Source organism: Rossellomorea aquimaris (genome assembly GCF_003315075.1).
Taxonomy (GTDB): Bacteria; Bacillota; Bacilli; order Bacillales; family Bacillaceae_B; genus Rossellomorea; species Rossellomorea aquimaris_C.
The window spans coordinates 22,263-39,825 of sequence record NZ_QNRJ01000023.1 but is presented as its reverse complement, the minus strand read 5'-3'; the positions used below and the strand labels follow the sequence as shown (position 1 = coordinate 39,825).

General features: G+C 43.4%; 12 protein-coding genes. 6 read left to right on the top strand and 6 right to left on the bottom strand.

The window, feature by feature from the left end; all coding sequences use genetic code 11:
* Positions 1-577: 577 nt before the first annotated feature.
* The 6 genes from DET59_RS18605 (at position 578) to DET59_RS18580 (ending at position 8,969) form a co-directional block, all read left to right on the top strand.
* Entirely contained in the window at positions 578-2,023 is a 1,446-nt protein-coding gene (locus tag DET59_RS18605; protein WP_113971095.1) for a DEAD/DEAH box helicase, read from the top strand.
* 449 nt (positions 2,024-2,472) lie between these two features.
* A complete protein-coding gene (locus tag DET59_RS18600; RefSeq protein ID WP_113971094.1) occupies positions 2,473-3,489 on the top strand; it encodes a LacI family DNA-binding transcriptional regulator in 1,017 nt (338 codons plus the stop codon).
* Between the two features lie 172 nt (positions 3,490-3,661).
* Positions 3,662-5,770 carry an amylo-alpha-1,6-glucosidase gene (locus tag DET59_RS18595; RefSeq protein WP_113971093.1) on the top strand — a complete coding sequence of 703 codons (2,109 nt, stop codon included), beginning with the start codon at positions 3,662-3,664 and terminating at the stop codon, positions 5,768-5,770.
* A 54-nt stretch (positions 5,771-5,824) separates the two neighbouring features.
* On the top strand, positions 5,825-7,072 hold the full coding sequence (locus tag DET59_RS18590) for an ABC transporter substrate-binding protein (RefSeq protein ID WP_113971092.1): 1,248 nt from the start codon (positions 5,825-5,827) through the stop codon (positions 7,070-7,072).
* Positions 7,073-7,225: 153 nt separating this feature from the next.
* Positions 7,226-8,125, top strand: a complete 900-nt coding sequence (locus DET59_RS18585) for a carbohydrate ABC transporter permease (RefSeq protein WP_113971091.1) — start codon at positions 7,226-7,228, stop codon at positions 8,123-8,125.
* A 13-nt stretch (positions 8,126-8,138) separates the two neighbouring features.
* The gene (locus DET59_RS18580) at positions 8,139-8,969 is read left to right on the top strand and encodes a carbohydrate ABC transporter permease (RefSeq protein ID WP_113971090.1); all 831 of its coding nucleotides are present in this window, start codon (positions 8,139-8,141) and stop codon (positions 8,967-8,969) included.
* Positions 8,970-9,029: 60 nt separating this feature from the next.
* Here the strand turns inward: DET59_RS18580 and DET59_RS18575 are convergent, their stop codons facing one another.
* The 6 genes from DET59_RS18575 to DET59_RS18550 form a co-directional block, all read right to left on the bottom strand.
* Positions 9,030-12,197, bottom strand: a complete 3,168-nt coding sequence (locus tag DET59_RS18575; protein WP_113971089.1) for a bifunctional cytochrome P450/NADPH--P450 reductase — start codon at positions 12,195-12,197, stop codon at positions 9,030-9,032.
* A 78-nt stretch (positions 12,198-12,275) separates the two neighbouring features.
* Positions 12,276-12,851, bottom strand: coding sequence for a TetR/AcrR family transcriptional regulator (locus DET59_RS18570; RefSeq protein WP_113971088.1), 576 nt, complete (start codon positions 12,849-12,851; stop codon positions 12,276-12,278).
* 293 nt (positions 12,852-13,144) lie between these two features.
* Positions 13,145-14,134, bottom strand: coding sequence for a LacI family DNA-binding transcriptional regulator (locus DET59_RS18565; RefSeq protein ID WP_113971087.1), 990 nt, complete (start codon positions 14,132-14,134; stop codon positions 13,145-13,147).
* A 124-nt stretch (positions 14,135-14,258) separates the two neighbouring features.
* The gene (locus DET59_RS18560; protein WP_113971086.1) at positions 14,259-15,089 is read right to left on the bottom strand and encodes a carbohydrate ABC transporter permease; all 831 of its coding nucleotides are present in this window, start codon (positions 15,087-15,089) and stop codon (positions 14,259-14,261) included.
* A gap of 33 nt (positions 15,090-15,122) precedes the next feature.
* The gene (locus tag DET59_RS18555; RefSeq protein WP_113971085.1) at positions 15,123-16,022 is read right to left on the bottom strand and encodes a carbohydrate ABC transporter permease; all 900 of its coding nucleotides are present in this window, start codon (positions 16,020-16,022) and stop codon (positions 15,123-15,125) included.
* A gap of 161 nt (positions 16,023-16,183) precedes the next feature.
* A complete protein-coding gene (locus DET59_RS18550; RefSeq protein ID WP_113971084.1) occupies positions 16,184-17,416 on the bottom strand; it encodes a sugar ABC transporter substrate-binding protein in 1,233 nt (410 codons plus the stop codon).
* Positions 17,417-17,563 lie beyond the last annotated feature (147 nt).

Sequence of the window (17,563 nt, the reverse complement as noted above, 5' to 3'; positions counted from 1 at the left end):
CATCCAGCTCCGGCGGCTAGAGGCTCGAGGTCATAAGCTAAATTGGCCAAGAAGGCAAAGAGCGCCTTCCCGACCAATTCATCTTATGCTTGTCGCCTCTGGGCGAGCCGCCTGCGCTTTTGGTGTCGTCCAGCTCCGGCGGCTAGAGGCTCGAGGTCATAAGCTAAATTGGCCAAGAAGGCAAAGAGCGCCTTCCCGGCCAATTCATCTTATGCTTGTCGCCTCTGGGCAAGCCGCCTGCGCTTTTGGTGTCGTCCAGCTCCGGCGGCTAGAGGCTCGAGGTCATAAGCTAAATTGGCCAAGAAGGCAAAGAGCGCCTTCCCGACCAATTCATCTTATGCTTGTCGCCTCTGAACGAGCCGCCTCCGCTTTTGGACATAAAAAGAGACCGACAGCGTTCGTCGGTCCCGGAGACAACATGTTACAAGTTAAAAATGGTTAGGTAAAGCATAACACACTATTGATGGAATACCTAAAGATATTTGAAAAGAATTTGCAAGGGGTATTTTTCCATTGAATAGAATCGACACTTTCCTATGAGAATAAGACTAAATGAAGGAATAAATGAGGTATTGAAATGAGTATAAAACAATTTAAGGATTATAAGCTTAGTGATGATATTGTAAGGGCACTATCCGATTTAGGCTATCAAGCTCCAACCGAGGTTCAGTCCAAGGTGCTTCCATTGGCCCTGGAGAAGAAGGATCTTGTTGTGCGTTCCCAAACAGGTAGCGGTAAGACAGCCTCTTTCGGGATTCCGCTTAGTGAGATGGTAGAATGGGAAGAAAATAAGCCTCAAGCTCTTGTCCTGACGCCAACCCGTGAACTCGCGGTCCAAGTAAAAGAAGACATCACGAATATCGGACGTTATAAGCGTATCAAAGCGGCTGCAGTGTACGGGAAATCTCCTTTTCATAGACAAAAGCTAGAGCTTAAGCAGAAAAATCATGTCGTAGTCGGCACCCCGGGTCGTGTACTCGATCATATTGAAAAAGGGACATTCCCACTGGAAAAGCTTGCGTACCTTGTGATCGACGAAGCAGATGAGATGCTGAACATGGGCTTTATCGAACAGGTGGAAGCGATTATTCAGGAGCTGCCAACTGAACGGGTAACGTTGACATTCTCTGCTACATTACCAGAGGATGTCGAAGCACTCTGCCATAAATATATGAAGAAACCTGTTCATATTGAAATCAAGGCAAAGGGCATTACGACAGATAAAATCGATCACTCTTTGATCGAAGTGAGAGAAGAAGACAAGCTAACTCTACTGAAAAACGTCACAACCGTTGAGAATCCAGATAGCTGCATTATTTTTTGCCGAACAAAAGAAAATGTGGATAAACTTTGTGAAGAATTGGACCGCTCAGGGTACCCTGTGGATAAAATTCATGGCGGTATGATTCAGGAAGCGCGCTTTGAAGTGATGGACGATTTTAAAAGAGGGGAATTCAGGTATCTCATCGCAACCGATGTGGCGGCGCGTGGAATTGATATCGAAAATATTACCCACGTCATCAATTATGATATCCCCATGGAGAAAGAAAGCTATGTTCACCGTACGGGGAGAACGGGCCGCGCTGGTCTAGCAGGAAAAGCGATCACCTTCTGCACGCCGTATGAAGATAAATTCCTTGCCGAGATTGAAGATTATATCGGGTTTACGATTCCAAAGCTGCAGCCGCCGTCACAGGACACAGTGGCAAATGCAAAGACGGATTTTGAACGAAAATTAGACACCGAACCTGATTTTAAATCAGACAAGAGTGAGCAGTTGAACAGAGACATCATGAAGCTCTACTTCAATGGCGGAAAGAAAAAGAAAATCAGGGCTGTCGATTTCGTCGGAACCATTGCGAAAATAGATGGAGTCACCGCAGATGACATCGGCATCATAACCATTCAGGAAAACCTTTCGTATGTGGAGATTTTGAATGGTAAAGGGCCACTGGTATTGCAAGCGATGAAGAAAACCACGGTCAAAGGAAAGATGCTGAAGGTTCATGAAGCGAGGAAATAAATATGGGGTGTACCTTCTCTAAAGAGGAGGCCAAGACATGCAGCGAATGTAGTGACATTCGCTGTTTTTTTTATGTTACGGTACATAAATGATGGGTGAATCAGAGAAAAAAGGTGAGGAGATAGTCCTTCGGGTGTTAAATGAGGGGGACATTTTTTTAGGGTGACCGATATATCAGCGAATGATGGTAATCAAGAGTAGGTACCAAGCGGAAATTGTTGCTTGTCCCCGCTTCGCAATTAGAGCAGTAATCCATTTAACGGCGATATCCAAAATATAACGGCGAACGAAGCATTGAAGAGAGGAGCAAGTACCAAGGACCAACCAGCTATAAGTGGGACACCCACGTCCCACCAACACAACGTTATAGAAAAATAATGTTGTAATCGTTTTCAAGCTGTTGTATTATTCAGTTAAAGGAAATCCGAAACGTTTTGGGAGATGTGCAAGTGACTACGATTAAAGATATTGCCAGAGTGGCAGGGGTATCCGTAACGACTGTTTCAAGAGCGTTAAATGGATATTCTGATGTCAACGAAGACACGAGAAGGAAGATTGCAGAAGTTGCGAAGGAGTTAAATTATAGTCCGAATTCGATTGCCCGAAGTCTGGTCATGAAGAAGTCAAAGACGATTGGTTTACTCGTTTCGGGATTTACAAAGGAAAGTGTGAAGGATAATTTCATCGTGGAAGTGCTGGCAGGAATTAATGAATTTATTTCAGGTGCTGACTACGATCTTGTATTATTCAACACCAATTCTTCAAAGCAGCGTGAAAAGACGTATACTCAACTTTGCAGAGAAAGAAGAGTGGATGGGGTCATAATCCAAGGAATTCGAACCGATGATCCTTATTTGCATGAAGTCGTCGAAAGTGATATTCCTTGCGTATTAATTGATATTCCCCTCCAATCCGAGAACGTGAGTCATGTGACAACGGATAATGTATTAGGAGCCAAAAAAGCCGTTCAACATTTACTCGACAATGGACACAGGAACATCGGGATGATTAATGGACATGAGTTTGCGTTTGTTAGTCAGCAGCGATTGGAAGGGTATAAAAACGCTTTGCAAGAAGCACAGGTCGAACTCAATACCAACTACATCGTCAATGGAGAGTTCACAGAAGAAAGTGGAAAGGAAGCGGCTAACTCATTGTTAACCTCGCATCCTGAAATAACTGCTATATTTTGCGCAAGCGATTTAATGGCCATCGGAGCGATGAGTGCAGCAAAAGAGTTGGGGTTACAGGTGCCGGAAAAACTTTCGATTGTCGGATATGATGATATATTGCTTGCTTCCTACGTTAGTCCCAAGCTGACAACCATCCAACAAAATAAGTTTCAGCTGGGGTATGAAGGGGCTAGATTATTGCTGGATTTGTTATCAAATCAGTCAAAGACCCATCGAATGGTGTTGGAGACAAAGTTAATCAGAAGAGAAAGCTCGAATCATAGAAATGAATAAATGTTGGTGAAAGCCTTCTTAAATGAAGAGGAGTAAAAGCCAACCTTTATTTAGGGGGTAATCCGAAACGTTTTGGAAAACGGATATTATTTTTTACCTAATTCCCAAAACGTTTCGGGAAACAATAAAAGGATTCACAAACAAAAGCGTTTTGAAAGTAGGAGGAACGAAAATGAACTACAGAGTGATTAAAGAAAACAACTTATTTCTTCTTACAGATGAGCAAGGAGATATCGTTACAGATCATAGTTATGGCCTTGGTTTATACAAGAATGACACGAGGTATCTTAGCAAGTTGAATGTGAAAATCAACAATGAAAAACCGATTCTATTACATTCGGATGGATCCGAAAACTATATGTCTACGATTCTATCGACGAATCCCCACCAAGAGGAGAATGGAAATCTTATTCTTTGGAGGGAATCAGTAGAAATCGAACGTAAGCGCTTTATTTATGATGATGTGTTATATGAAACGATTAAGACGAAAAACTATTTCCCGAAGCCGGTATCGTTTGAGTTGAATGTGGAAGTCGATGTGGACTTCAACGATATGTTTATCGTACGCGGGTTCCAAACTGGAAACACAGGAAAGAGAACAGGTCAGAAAGCGGAAGATCAGTCCCTCACCTTCCAATATGAAGGAGCAGATGATATCAATCGTGCCACGAAGATTCAGTGGGGTGCCAAGGCGAAATACGTTAAGGAAAATGGGGAGATTACTTTCCAGGTTGAGCTTCAGCACGAGGAAGAACAGTCCATTACATTTATGATCGTGCCACTGGAAAATGTAGAAACCAGAGATGACATTTTACCTGTCGAAGAGGCTCTTCAAAAATTAAAGGCTTCTTATAAAGAATGGTCCGTTCAGTTAACGAAGGTAGAAACGGATTACCAGCCACTTCAACGCCTGGTGGACAGAGGATTATCAGATCTTCGTGTACTGCTGACGGACACTGGGTACGGCAAGTTTCCTGTAGCTGGTCTGCCTTGGTTCGGGGTTCCGTTCGGAAGAGACAGTCTGATTGCGGCCCTCCAGATGATTGCGTTCCAACCCGAGGTTGCAAAAGGTACCCTGTTCACAATGGCCAGTGAGCAAGGGACGAAGGTGGATCCTTGGAGAGACGAACAGCCAGGAAAGATCATGCATGAAATTCGCTACGGAGAGCTTGCGAATACGGACCAAATTCCGTTCACGCCTTATTACGGAACGATTGATGCAACACCGTTATTCCTTGTCCTTTTGACAGAGTATGTGAAATGGACGGGTGACTTGGATACGTTCCATCAGTTTGAAGACAATGTGAAGAGAGCCCTAGAGTGGATCGACCAGTACGGAGATCGAGATGGAGATCTATTTGTTGAGTACCACCAGGAATCATCCAAAGGGATTGCCAACCAAGGCTGGAAAGATTCCGGGGACTCCATCGTTCATCGAAATGGGGACTACGCGGATACACCGATTGCTTTAGTGGAGGTTCAAGGCTATGTGTACCAGGCGAAACGTGGATTGGCTGCTGTTTATGAAGCACTTGAGAATAATGAAACGGCCTCTAGATTAAAAGCAGAAGCGAAAAACCTCCAAGAACGATTTGAACAGGAGTTCTGGATGAACGACCTGGAATTCTACGCCATCGCCCTTGATCAAAACAAGGAAAAGGTCGGGACGATCACATCCAATCCAGGACATGTTCTATATTCGGAAATGATGTCAGGGAATCGCGCTGAAAAAGTAAGTCAAACGTTAACGAATGCCAGCATGTTTTCAGGATACGGAATTCGTACCATGGGGAAAGGCGAGGCTGGTTATAACCCGATGAGCTATCACGATGGAAGCATCTGGCCACACGATAACAGCATGACTCTGCTGGGATTAAGTAAATTAGGATTTACCGAAGAAGCGAAAAAGGTGATGAGTGGACTGATTGATGCATCCCGCCACTTTGAGTATGATCGTTTGCCGGAGTTGTTCTGTGGATATGAGTCAACGATCGGGAAGGCAGTAAAGTATCCCGTCGCATGTTCTCCTCAAGCATGGGCAGCGGGGACACCACTTGTGTTTATACAATCCCTGCTAGGTCTATTCCCAAACAGTCTTACAAAAGAAATCCATCTCAATCCGATTTTACTTGATGAAATGAACAGATTGACGGTGCACGATATTACGATTGGTGATGGAGTACTGTCTCTATCCTTAGCACGAAAAGGAGACAAAGTAGAAACCACCATTATAGAAAACTCAACAGGCTACGACATTGTGAGAGAAAAGCAGACGGTGTAATCACATCCAGGAATAACAATCCTATTTTAAATAAATCAAAAAGGGGTTATGAAAATGGCGAAGAAGAAATGGATCGCGAGTCTAGGTATTACGACGATGTTGGTTGGAACGGTTTTGGCAGGATGCAGTGGATCAGATGAGAAGACGAGTTCAAATGGAGCAGGCGAGAAGGTCGAAATCACTTTAGCCGGCTGGGGAGGAAATCCTTCTGAACAAAAGCTTTTGACCCAAACGATCGCTGACTTTGAAGAAAAGCATCCGAATATTGACGTAAAGCACGAAGTCATTTCTGAGCAGTATATGGACGTATTGAAAACACGTTTGATTGGTGGGGAAGGTCCTGACGTTTTCTATTTGGATGCACTCGAAGCACCTGCCCTGATTGAAACAGGGGTTGTGGAGCCGCTGGATGATTACGTAACCGAAGATTTCGATGTGAAGGATTTCGAGAAACCGATGCTTGAAGCGTTCCAGGTTGATGGAAAGACATATGGTTTTCCGAAAGACTATTCGACTCTAGCCTTATTCTACAATAAAAAGATGTTTGAAGAAGCAGGAGTGGAAGTTCCGAAAACATGGGATGAACTCCGTGAAGTATCAAAAGCGCTGACGAAAGACGGTGTTTATGGATTTGGCGTGGCGCCAGAACTTGCCCGTCTTTATCACATTGCTCAGTCAACCGGCGGGGAAGTCGTGAAGGATGATCAGGCGAACTTTGCTTCAGACAAAGTGGTCGATGCCCTTCAGCCAATCATCGACCAGCATAACGAAGACAAAACCTCTGCACAGGCATCGGAAGTGGGAGCGAACTGGGGAGGAGAAATGTTCGGTCAAGGAAAAGCTGCCATGGTCATCGAAGGGAACTGGGCAATCCCATTCTTAGCGGATACGTTCCCTGATGTAGAATACGGAACAGCTGAATTACCGACCATCAATGGTGAAAAAGCAACAATGGCCTACACGGTTGGATATGTGATGAATGCGGCATCGGAAAAGAAGGAAGCTTCATGGAAGCTGATTTCGTATCTGACTGGTAAAGAAGGAATGGAAACATGGACGTCCAAAGGATTTGCCCTTCCGACTCGTAAGTCAGTAGCGGAAAAACTAGGGTATGACAAGGATGAATTACGCGGAGCACTGGTAGCCGGAGCACCATATGCAACGGTTTGGGCAGAAGGAAAGAACCTGCCGATCATCATGAATAACTTCAACAATCAATTTATCGCTGCCTTCCTGGGAGACAGACCTCTGGATGAAGCACTGAAAGAAGCAGAAGAACAAGCGAATAGCGAAATTCAATAATCTTTTTAAAGGTACCTGGCACTGATGATGGTGTCAGGTACGGCTTTACCATTGACTGTATTCTTTCTTTTGAGGTCTTGGACGCGGACCTGGGCGGAAAGAATACAGGTAATTGCTGAAGATTTTAGAGACAGATAGAAGGTAGGGATAAGAATGAACAAACAATCTTCTAAGAAGAGATTACAGGATGCAGGACAAGGATACTTATTTATGTCTCCCACGCTATTTGTATTAGCGGTGTTTATTATTGGACCGATTCTTTATGCCATCTTTTTATCCTTTCATAAGGTTCAACTGTTGGGGGATATGAGTTTTGAATTCGTTGCGTTTGAAAACTTTGCGAGGATCATGGAAGACAACCGGGCCATCATCGCATTGAAAAACACGGCAAAGTACGTACTGATTGTGGTACCGACGCAAACCTTTCTGGCATTGGTCCTGGCTGCAACGTTAAACGCAGGATTAAAGGGTGAGAAGCTTTTCAGGATTGTCTATTTCTTACCGACCTTAACGTCTTCAGCCGTATTAACGCTGATCTTTATGTGGATGTATAACAAAGAAGGGCTGATCAACAACCTTTTGGGAAAAGTGGGTTTGCCGACGTATAATTTCTTAGGTGATCCTGACATTGCCCTGAATGCGATTATGTTGATGAACATCTGGGCGACGGCACCGTTTTTCATGGTCATCTATCTTGCAGCCCTTCAGGATATTCCGGACTCCTTATATGAAGCGGCTGAACTGGACGGAGCGAACGCAATCCAGAAGTTCTTCTATGTGACCGTACCGTTTTTGCGACCGGTTACATCTTTCGTGGTGATCATGGGGGTCATCGGAACGTTCCAGCTGTTTGATCAATCGTATATTTTCTCAGGTGGATCCGGTGGACCGAATAACTCGACGTTAACAGTTGTCCTCCTAATCTATCAATATGCCTTTAAATCATTGGGCACCATGGGATATGCAGCCGCACTTGCCTTCGCGCTTGCTCTGATCATCCTGGTGGCGACACTGATTCAACGTAAATTCTCTAAAGAAGAATCACTCTATTAAGGAGGATGGAAGCATGAATTCGAAGAAAAAGACGTTCAGTAAGCGTCTTCTATACATTGTCCTGATAGGCTATGCGATCACAACGCTGATTCCATTCTTATGGGCACTCTCCTCTTCTTTTAAAACATTAGAAGAAATCATTAGTGGAACGATGAATTTCATACCGAAGAATTTCACATTGGATAATTATAAACAGATTTTCATTGAGCAGGAGCTATTTCCGAGATGGTTATTCAATAGTTTATTCATCGCAATAATCGGGACAGCATTGAATATCATCTTTAACTCCATGTCTGGATACGCCTTGGCGCGCTTAAGCTTTCCAGGGAAAAAGGCATTATTCATCATGATCCTGGCTGTCCTTATGATTCCGGCGCAAGTCACGATGATCCCGAACTATTTAATTTTAAAAGAAATCGGCTGGCTTAACTCGTATCAAGGGATGATCGTACCGGCCATGATCAATGCAACCTTCATCTTCATGATGAGACAGTTCTTCATCAATTTCCCGAAGGAACTGGAAGAGGCTGCTCAAATCGATGGTCTAAGCCGGTTCGGAATCTTTTTCAAAGTGGTTTTACCGTTAGCAAAACCAGCCTTGGCCGCACAAGCAATCTTTGTCTTCATGGGATTCTGGAACAACTTCATGACCCCATTGATTGTCATGACCGATACAGAAATGTATACACTGCCATTAGGTTTAAACACCTTTAAAGGCCAATACGTCAGCTACTGGAACTACATCATGGCGGCATCCATGGTCTTTACTTTGCCGGTACTCCTTCTGTACGCATTCTTTAATCGCTACTTTATTAAAGGAATATCGTTTACAGGAGGGAAATAGTGAAAGGCCGTCCCCAAAAAAAGCAGCGAACCGAACATAGGCTCGCTGCTTTCCTTTTCATTACGCTCCTGCCCAAACATCCTTGGCATATCGACCCTCTTCTTCAAGAGATCCCAGCCAAGCGGCAGCTTCTTCTTTCGTTGTTTGATAGAAATGCATATAGCTTTCCACTAATGTGTTCTCCACATCGGGTGCCATTTTACCACCGTCTCCACAGATGTATAAGCGGCCGCCATCTTTCAGTAAGGGAAGGATGTCTTCAGCATTTTCCGCCAATCGGTGTTGGACGTACGTCTTTTCTTGACCAGGGCATCTTGAGAAAGCCGTGTGAAGAGTGACGATTCCATCTTGTTCGGCCTTCTCCAGTTCCTCTTGATATAAGAAATCATGTTGAGGATTGCGACATCCGAAGTAAAGATGGGCTGCACCAAGGGTTTCTCCTTTTTCTTTAAGGATGCGGCGCGCCTGGATAAATCCTCTAAATGGTGCAATTCCTGTTCCAGGTCCGATCATGACGATGGGTGTTTCGGTTTCCTCAGGAAGCTGGAAGTTCGATTGAGGTGTAGAAATGAAGCACGCTACCTTATCGCCTTCGGAACGTTCTGCCAAATAGTTGGATGCAATGCCTTTGTATTCACCATTTCCGCTCCATGCAGCTCCACGAACGACGCTGACCGTGATGCTCGCTTCTCCTTCTTTGTAAAGAGGTGAGCTTGAAATAGAATAGTATCTTGCTTTTAGTGCCGGGAGTAAAAGCAGGAACCCTTCAAACGGAATTTCACAGGCAAGGTACTTTTCGACCAAGTCCAGCATGGTGATCCGTTTACCGAGAATTTCCCTCTTATACGTTTCATCCTCCAATAGTTCTTCAAGCTCTATTACATGGGGAGGGCATACCGTGTGAGCCGCAAGTGCCCGGATTTGCGAACGGGTGGCGGGTTCTTGGAATTCCACATAATTAGAGAGTAATTCCTTAAGATTCACTGGCTTGTCTGTTGGAAGGTGGACTGCTTTTCCAGTATCTCCAGAAAGTTGTACATAGTCCTCACCATTCAGGTTGAATCGACTGAGCACTCGCTCAACAAGAGCGCTCGGATTCCGTGGAAGCACCCCGAGATGGTCTCCTTCCTGATAATCAACACCTTCTGGAAGAGTCAACTCAATATGTCTTGTATTCCTTCCGCTTTCCTCGTGCTGCAATTCAATATTTCTACTTACCACCGATGTAAAGGCGTGGTGGGTGCGAGCAAGTGGTGTGTCACTGACATCACTGACAAACTTCATCGTCATCGAGCTGCTTTCTTCTCCGTTTTGATGAAGTTCAATGTTCAATTCTTTCGCCAGGTTTGGCCAAAGTGCTTCCGACCATTTCTCGTAATCTCCTTCAAAATCGTCGCTTGCATCTCCATGCCCGATGTTCGACAGTCGCTGAGCCCCTTTTTGTTCAAGCTGCTCATCAATGAAGGTAGGAATGCGTTGGTACGTAGTCGCCCAGTTGTGATCGCCACATCCGAATACCGCATAGCGAACATCGTTCAGTGTACCTTCCCCGGTTTCTTTTAGCCAAGTGACGAATTCGTCCGCATTGTCCGGCGGATTTCCGTTATAGGAAGCAGAGACAATGAGAATAGCCCCCTCTGTAGGGAGTCCACCCGTATAATCATTTAAAGGGGCAACCTCGGTTATGAAACCTTGTTGACGCCCCGTTTCAGCAAGATCGCGGGCGATTCCTTCAGCTGTTCCCATGTTTGAACCAAACAGAATATAGAGTGGTGTACCATGAGACGACTCTATTGAAGCTGGTGTTGCTTTATTCTCAGATTTCACTTCTTCAGAAGAAGCAGAGGTAAAGGACATGACCGGTTTCCGTGGTGAAACGCGCATCGTCAAACCATCTGGCTTGAGGGTCAAGGTTTCTTTGACTTCCAATTGGTAATCTTTATGATCAATCAGGTCAAAGTGCTGCAAAACCATACCAAGAACAAGAGTCGCTTCGTGCAGGGCAAACTGCTGTCCAATGCAGGCACGCTGCCCGTTTCCGAAAGGTTTATACGCGTGATATGGAATCGAAGACGTGTCCTCAAAGCGCTCTGGTCTAAACGATTCTGCGTCTTCTCCCCAAACGGATGGATCACGGTGAAGCTCTGGAATAATAAGGGTGAATACATCATCTTTCTTAACTTTGTATTTACCGTTTAGCGTCGTGTCGTCCTTTGCATAAACGGAAAAGGCCGGTGCGGTCGGCCATAGACGAAGAGCTTCATTAAGCACCATGCGAACATATTTCAATTTCTTTACTTGTTTATAATCAGGAACGTCGTCACCGAGCACTTCATCGACTTCTTGCTGTGCTTTCTTCAATTTATCCGGATTATTCATGAGATAGTAAATGGCAAATGATAATAGACCACTCGTTGTTTCGTGTCCTGCAATTAAGAACGTAATAATTTGAAAACGGATGTTTTCATCATCCAACGCTTCACCCGTTTCGGGATCGGTTCCTTTTAACATGTGGGAGAGCAGGTCATCCTCACCCTGATCACCATTTTGTTTCCGTTCGGCAATCAATTCATCAACGACAGAGAACAGGTATTGAATGTCCTCTTTGAATTGTTTTCTAGATTTAACCATCAATTTATCTTGAACACCAAGCCGCTGCGTTTGGCTCATGGCTTCGTCCATTGCCCGGACCATACTGTCGACAAATGGGTGGGAGTTTTCCCGGTAAAAGCTGTTAAAGCGGTAATTAAACCCGCAGATACCGATCGTATCCAAGGTTAAGCGAGTCATATCTTCAGGAACATCGATTTCATCAGCCGGATTAAGGCGGGCCCACTTCTGAATTAGTTGGGTGGCGAGATCGATCATTTTCGCGTGATAGCCTTTCATTGCCTGCTGGCTGAAGCTTGGCAGCAGGATATTATGGGCCTTCTTCCAGTTATCTTCCTTCGTTTCGCTTGTGAAAAGGCCGTCGCCGCCAAATGCTCTTACTTTTTGCAGGGCAGGACCGACTTTCTTATCAAATCGTGTTTCGTCACAAATTTCTTCAGCAAGGGAGGCACTCGATACAAACGTACTGATACGTCCCGGAAATTGAAATTGAAAGATCGGGCCGAGCTCTCTTGCAAGCTTCATATAGGATTGAAGGGGTTTGTCTTTATCGATGACCGGCAAACTGCCAAGGGGTCCATACGTCTTTGGCTGCGGTAGTTGGTTTGAATTTGTCATTTAGTAGCACCTCTTTTTAAAGATTTATAACGGAATGAACGTTCATTCCGTTTGGGATAATGAGAAACAAATCATTTCTCATTCATGTAAGCGAACAGCGTCCCACATACTTTCTTCAACATCTTTTAATAGTTTTGCTTCCGGTTCCAGCTCCCCAATACGTACCAATCGTTGAAGCTCAAGAAACGCTCCATAAACGATGGCAATCAAAGCGGAGGATGGAAGCTCCTTAATTTCTTTTTTCTCTTTTCCAGTATCAAAGAAATTTTTTAGGATATCCAGGAGTCCTTGAAAGCTGTTCTGACTTGCTTTGTCTAAAAAGTGGGCACTGCTATGCGTTTTTATAAAATAAAGTGCCTGGCTTTGCTTTGTTGTAAATAGAATCATGGCTTGAAATATATGATGAAATTGATCGCGAATGGTTTCATCATAAGGGAATTCATTTTCAAGGGTTTCCGTAAATATTCTTACGTACTCTTGAAAAAGTTTGTTCCCAAGCACTTCTTTATTTTCAAAGTAACGATAGATGGTACCGGCTCCAACTCCTGCCGATGTCGCAATCATTGGAATCGTAGTTGCGTCATATCCACGCTCAGCAAAAAGAATCAAAGCGCTTGATATAATGCTGTCTCGTTTATTTACTGCAATTGCCATAAGGATTCAGCCTTTCATGGTTAAATACGGAATGAATATTCATTCCCCTCCATTGTATACCCAGTAAAATACCATCTCAATCACACAATGTACCCAGTATTTGTGAAGGTTTTGTTAACGGATGTGGGGGAGGTTCTAGTAGGAGACACTTTAAGAGAGGAGTTGGAATGTGTTTTTGTAGAGGTGACATTAGAAATGTTATCAGCAAAGGATACGTAAGCTTTTAGAGGTGTTTCACGAAGGGGACAAAAAAAAGCAAACCCATCTTCACGGGTTTGCTGCTAAGAAGACTACTAATTGTCCTTCACCGATCTCCGTTCCACCAATTCAGTCGTCAACTTATAATAAGGATCCACTTCCTCTTTCGCAAGCTTCTGAAAGATAAGGTGAACAGCGAGTGCGCCTGCTTCGTACTTTGGCTGTCTCATCGTCGTCAATGGGGGAGATACGTACTCTGCCAGTTGAATATCATCGAATCCGATAATCGAGATATCTTCCGGCACCCGGATATTTTTCTCGGATAGAGCTTGTAATCCGCCAATGGCCATTTCATCGTTGGCGTAAAAAATTGCCTGGGGGATATCTTGTTGGGCAATGAGCATTTTCGTTGCTTTATATCCGCCTTCACGTGTGAATCCGCCTGATGTTTTCCATTTAGAGCGATAAGGAATATCATGTTTCTCCAAGGCTTGCTTAAAGCCCTGGAAGCGGAGTTCATTGTCATGGGAGTTATAAGGTCCGCTAATATAAGCAATATTCCGGTGACCTTTCTTAATCAGATGCTCAGTAGCCTGAAATCCACCTTCGACATTATCGACTTCCACCTGGAGAACATAGTCATGTTTAATATCCCGGTCCAGCACGACGATAGGGAATCCTTCGCGAGTGGATTCCAATATCGTTTCGTCCGTGATGTTATGGGCCAGGATGATGACCCCGTCGACTCGTTTTTCTTTCAAAAATTTAATGGCCGTAGATTGGGCACCGCCAATTGAACTGCAGGCTATGAGATCATACCCGTTCGTAGAGGTCACATCCTGGACGCCTTTAATTAATTCAGAATAATACGGACCTGATAAATCACTTAGAATCAAGGCGATGGTATTCGTGTTGGTCCGTTTTAAATCGGATGCGAGTCCGTTCTTTTGGTAGTTCAATTGTTTTGCTGCATCCAATACTTTCTTCCTTGTTTCTTCGCTTACCTTGGTGCTGTTATTTAAAGCGTAGGAGGCCGTTGAAACGGCTACTCCTGAAAGCTTTGCTACATCTTTGATTGTTGCCATTTATTCACATCCTATGATTGCTATATGAATAGCGGTTGTTCAACTCTGTATCCAAAATCCATTATACATCTATAGTATAGTCATTCACACTTTCGGCTAGTAGAGGGTGGTGTTTTCCCTGTCACTATTTAATCCCCGACATCGTGAATCCTTCGACGATATACTTCTGGAAGAAAGAGAAGATGATGATAATCGGTACGACCATGAATGCTGCTCCAGCCATTTGAAGACCAAAGTTATTCGCATACTGCCCTTGAAGGAGGGAGAGTCCTACTGAAAGGGTGTAGAGGCTTTCATCATTGGCGATGATCAATGGCCATAGGAAGCTGTTCCATGCTCCGATAAACGTCAGAATTCCCTGTACAGCAAAGATCGGCTTCGCAATGGGAACGATTAATTTAAAGAAGATATAGAATTCTCCTGCCCCATCAAGGCGGGCTGCTTCAAGCAAGTCAGTTGGAATCGTAGTCATAAACTGTCTAAATAGGAAGATACTGAATGCTGCAGCAAGCCCAGGGAGGATGATCCCGGCCATCGTATTGGTCAAGCCCATCTCATTTAAAATTAGGTAAACGGGAATCATCGTGACTTGTGCAGGAATCATCATGGTTGCCAGCACTATATAAAAGATTTTTTCTTTCCCTTTAAAATGAAACTTTGCAAATCCATAACCAGCCATGGCATTAAAGAATAATCCTAAAAAGGAAAATAAGACGATGACAAGGGTATTTCTTAAATACACACCAAAGTTCATGCTTTCAAATAAGTTAAGATAGTTTTCCAATGTAGGATTCTCTGGAAACAGGGTAGGTGGAATTTGCAGTACTTCACTTTCAGGTTTGAATGAGCTTGAAATCATCCAAATGAAAGGGATGGAAACAAGGATTCCACCGAGAATCATGAGTAAGGCTACCAGCGTTTTTTCGGTTTTTCGTTTCATTGTATTTGCTTTCATTGTTTCAGCCCCGATACTAATAAATTTTCAGACTTAATATTCTGTATCAGATTTTCTAAGCTTGAATTGGAATAACGTAATCATAATGATAAAGATAAATAGAATAAAGGAACCTGCTGCGGCATAACCAAATTCACTGAATTGGAAGCCTTTTTTGTAGATGAATAATGCCATGGAGATCGTACCATCCAATGGACCGCCATTAGTCATGACAAATGGTTCTTCGAAGAATTGCAACCAGCCAATCAGGGTGGTGATCGTCACGAAGAATGTAGCATACCGGAGTAATGGAATCGTGACATTGAACAGTACCTGCAATCGATTGGCACCATCCATCTCAGCAGCTTCGTAGTAGGACTTCGGTATTCCTTGCAAGGCAGCGAGGAAGATGATCATATTGATTCCGATTCCCTTCCATACGGCTAAAACAATCAACGATAGTTTCGCAATCGTTGGCTCTCCTAACCAAGGAATTTTATCCACATCCAATAGTGATAATAGGTAGTTAAACAAACCGTACTCAGTGTTGTACAGAAATCCCCAAATCACTGCGACGGCAATGATATTTGTGATGGAGGGCATGTAGTATACACCCCGAAACACTTTGAACAATGAGCTTGTTCCGTAGTTAAGCAATAAGGCGATTCCCAATGAGAATATAATGACGAGGGGAACGCCGATGACAACATAAAACAATGTATTAATGATCGACTTATGAAATAGATCATCCGTTATCAATTTGGAATAATTCTCAAGACCGATGAAACTGATATTGGACCAATCGGCTAAGCCTTTTAAGTCAAGGTCTGTAAAGCTAATAAAGAACGCTACAATGATCGGAATGATACTAAAGACAGTCAATATGATAACCGCAGGAGCTATAAACACATATGGATGTTTATTGTTTTTACTGAATTTGAATCCATTGCCCATGATATCCCACCTAACTAAAACTACGCTTCGTAAAGGCCAGCTTGCTAAAAATGGAGCTCAGGCAAAGGTGTGATCCATATGCCTGTAACTCCAAATGTACCTTACTATGACTTCATAATAGAAGCGTTTGTTTCATTTATTTTCGTCTTAAATGACTCGATTTACTCTTCTACCATTTCTTGTGCTTTTTTATTGAACTGTTCTAATTCTTTGTCTAAGTCAGCGTCGCCAACGGTAACTCTCTCAATTGTTGAAAGGAATTCCTGTGCGATCTTTTCAAACTCTTTGATTTGTGGAGAAGCTTTAGTCGATTTCAGCTGTTCCCCGAACACGGATAATAGTGGATCGTCTTTTAATTTAGGCTTTTCCCATGCTTCTTTTCTTGATGGAAGAGTATTGGACATTTCCAGCCATTCCATTTGTGTATCCACTTCGTTCACATAGGAGATGAATTTAAGGGACTCGTCTACATTCTCTGAATTATGGAAGATAGAGAAGTTTGCTCCACCCATGCTTGATGTATTCTTTTCTTTCTTCGGCATAACAGCCACTGACCATTTATCCTTAAGGTCCGGAGCCTGGTCATTAAGGATATTGATCATCCATGGTCCACTGAAGAACATCGGTTTCACGCCATCTTTAAACGCTTGTACAATATCCATTCCTTCAGTAGTAGGGCTGATTCCTTCTTTAAAGTAGCTTGTATAGTATTCCATCGCTTCTTTAAATTCCGGACTATCGAAATTCATCTTATCTTTACCTTCAAATTCATACCCATTTTGCCAAGCAAAGATAAACGGTGTGATTTGATCGTTGCGGTCGATATCAAGGCCGTAAACGTCATCGCCTCTGTCGTTTAATTTCTTCGCTGCATCTTTCATTTCATCCCAAGTAGCAGGAGCTTGATCGTATCCTGCTTCTTTTAACAGGTCAGTACGGTAGTATAAAACACGAGTATCGATATACCAAGGAATCCCGACCACTTGATCATCATAGGTCATAGAGTCTGCAGAACCCGCGAAATAGTTCTCAGGTTTGAAATCCGGGTAATCTTCTAAATATGGAGTCAGATCGAGTAACGCTCCTGCGTCTGCAAACTCCGGAACCCAGGTTGTTCCCAGTTGAAGAACATCAGGTCCATTTTTTGAAGCAACTGCAGTCAATAGTTTGTCATGAGCTGTTTCCCAAGGAATCGCTTGTACCTTTACTTTGATATCTGTGTTTTCTTTTTCAAATTCGTCAGCAAGTTTACTAAGCTTCTTACCTTCTTCACCCATTGCCCAGACAGTAATCGTTTTCTTTCCATCTTCTGACTCGCTGCCACCGCAGCCTGCTAATACAGTAGATAGCGCCAGCACACAAATCATTAAGAAAGACCATGTTTTCTTTTTCATATCTTCATCTCCATTTCTATTAGTTTGAAACCCTATTGAAAAAATTGAATCAGAGGTGGTAAGAGTTCTTTTCATATTAGGAAAATATCTTACCAGGTGTTATTGAAACGTTTCGATGACTATATTATAATCAAAGGTGTATCCGCT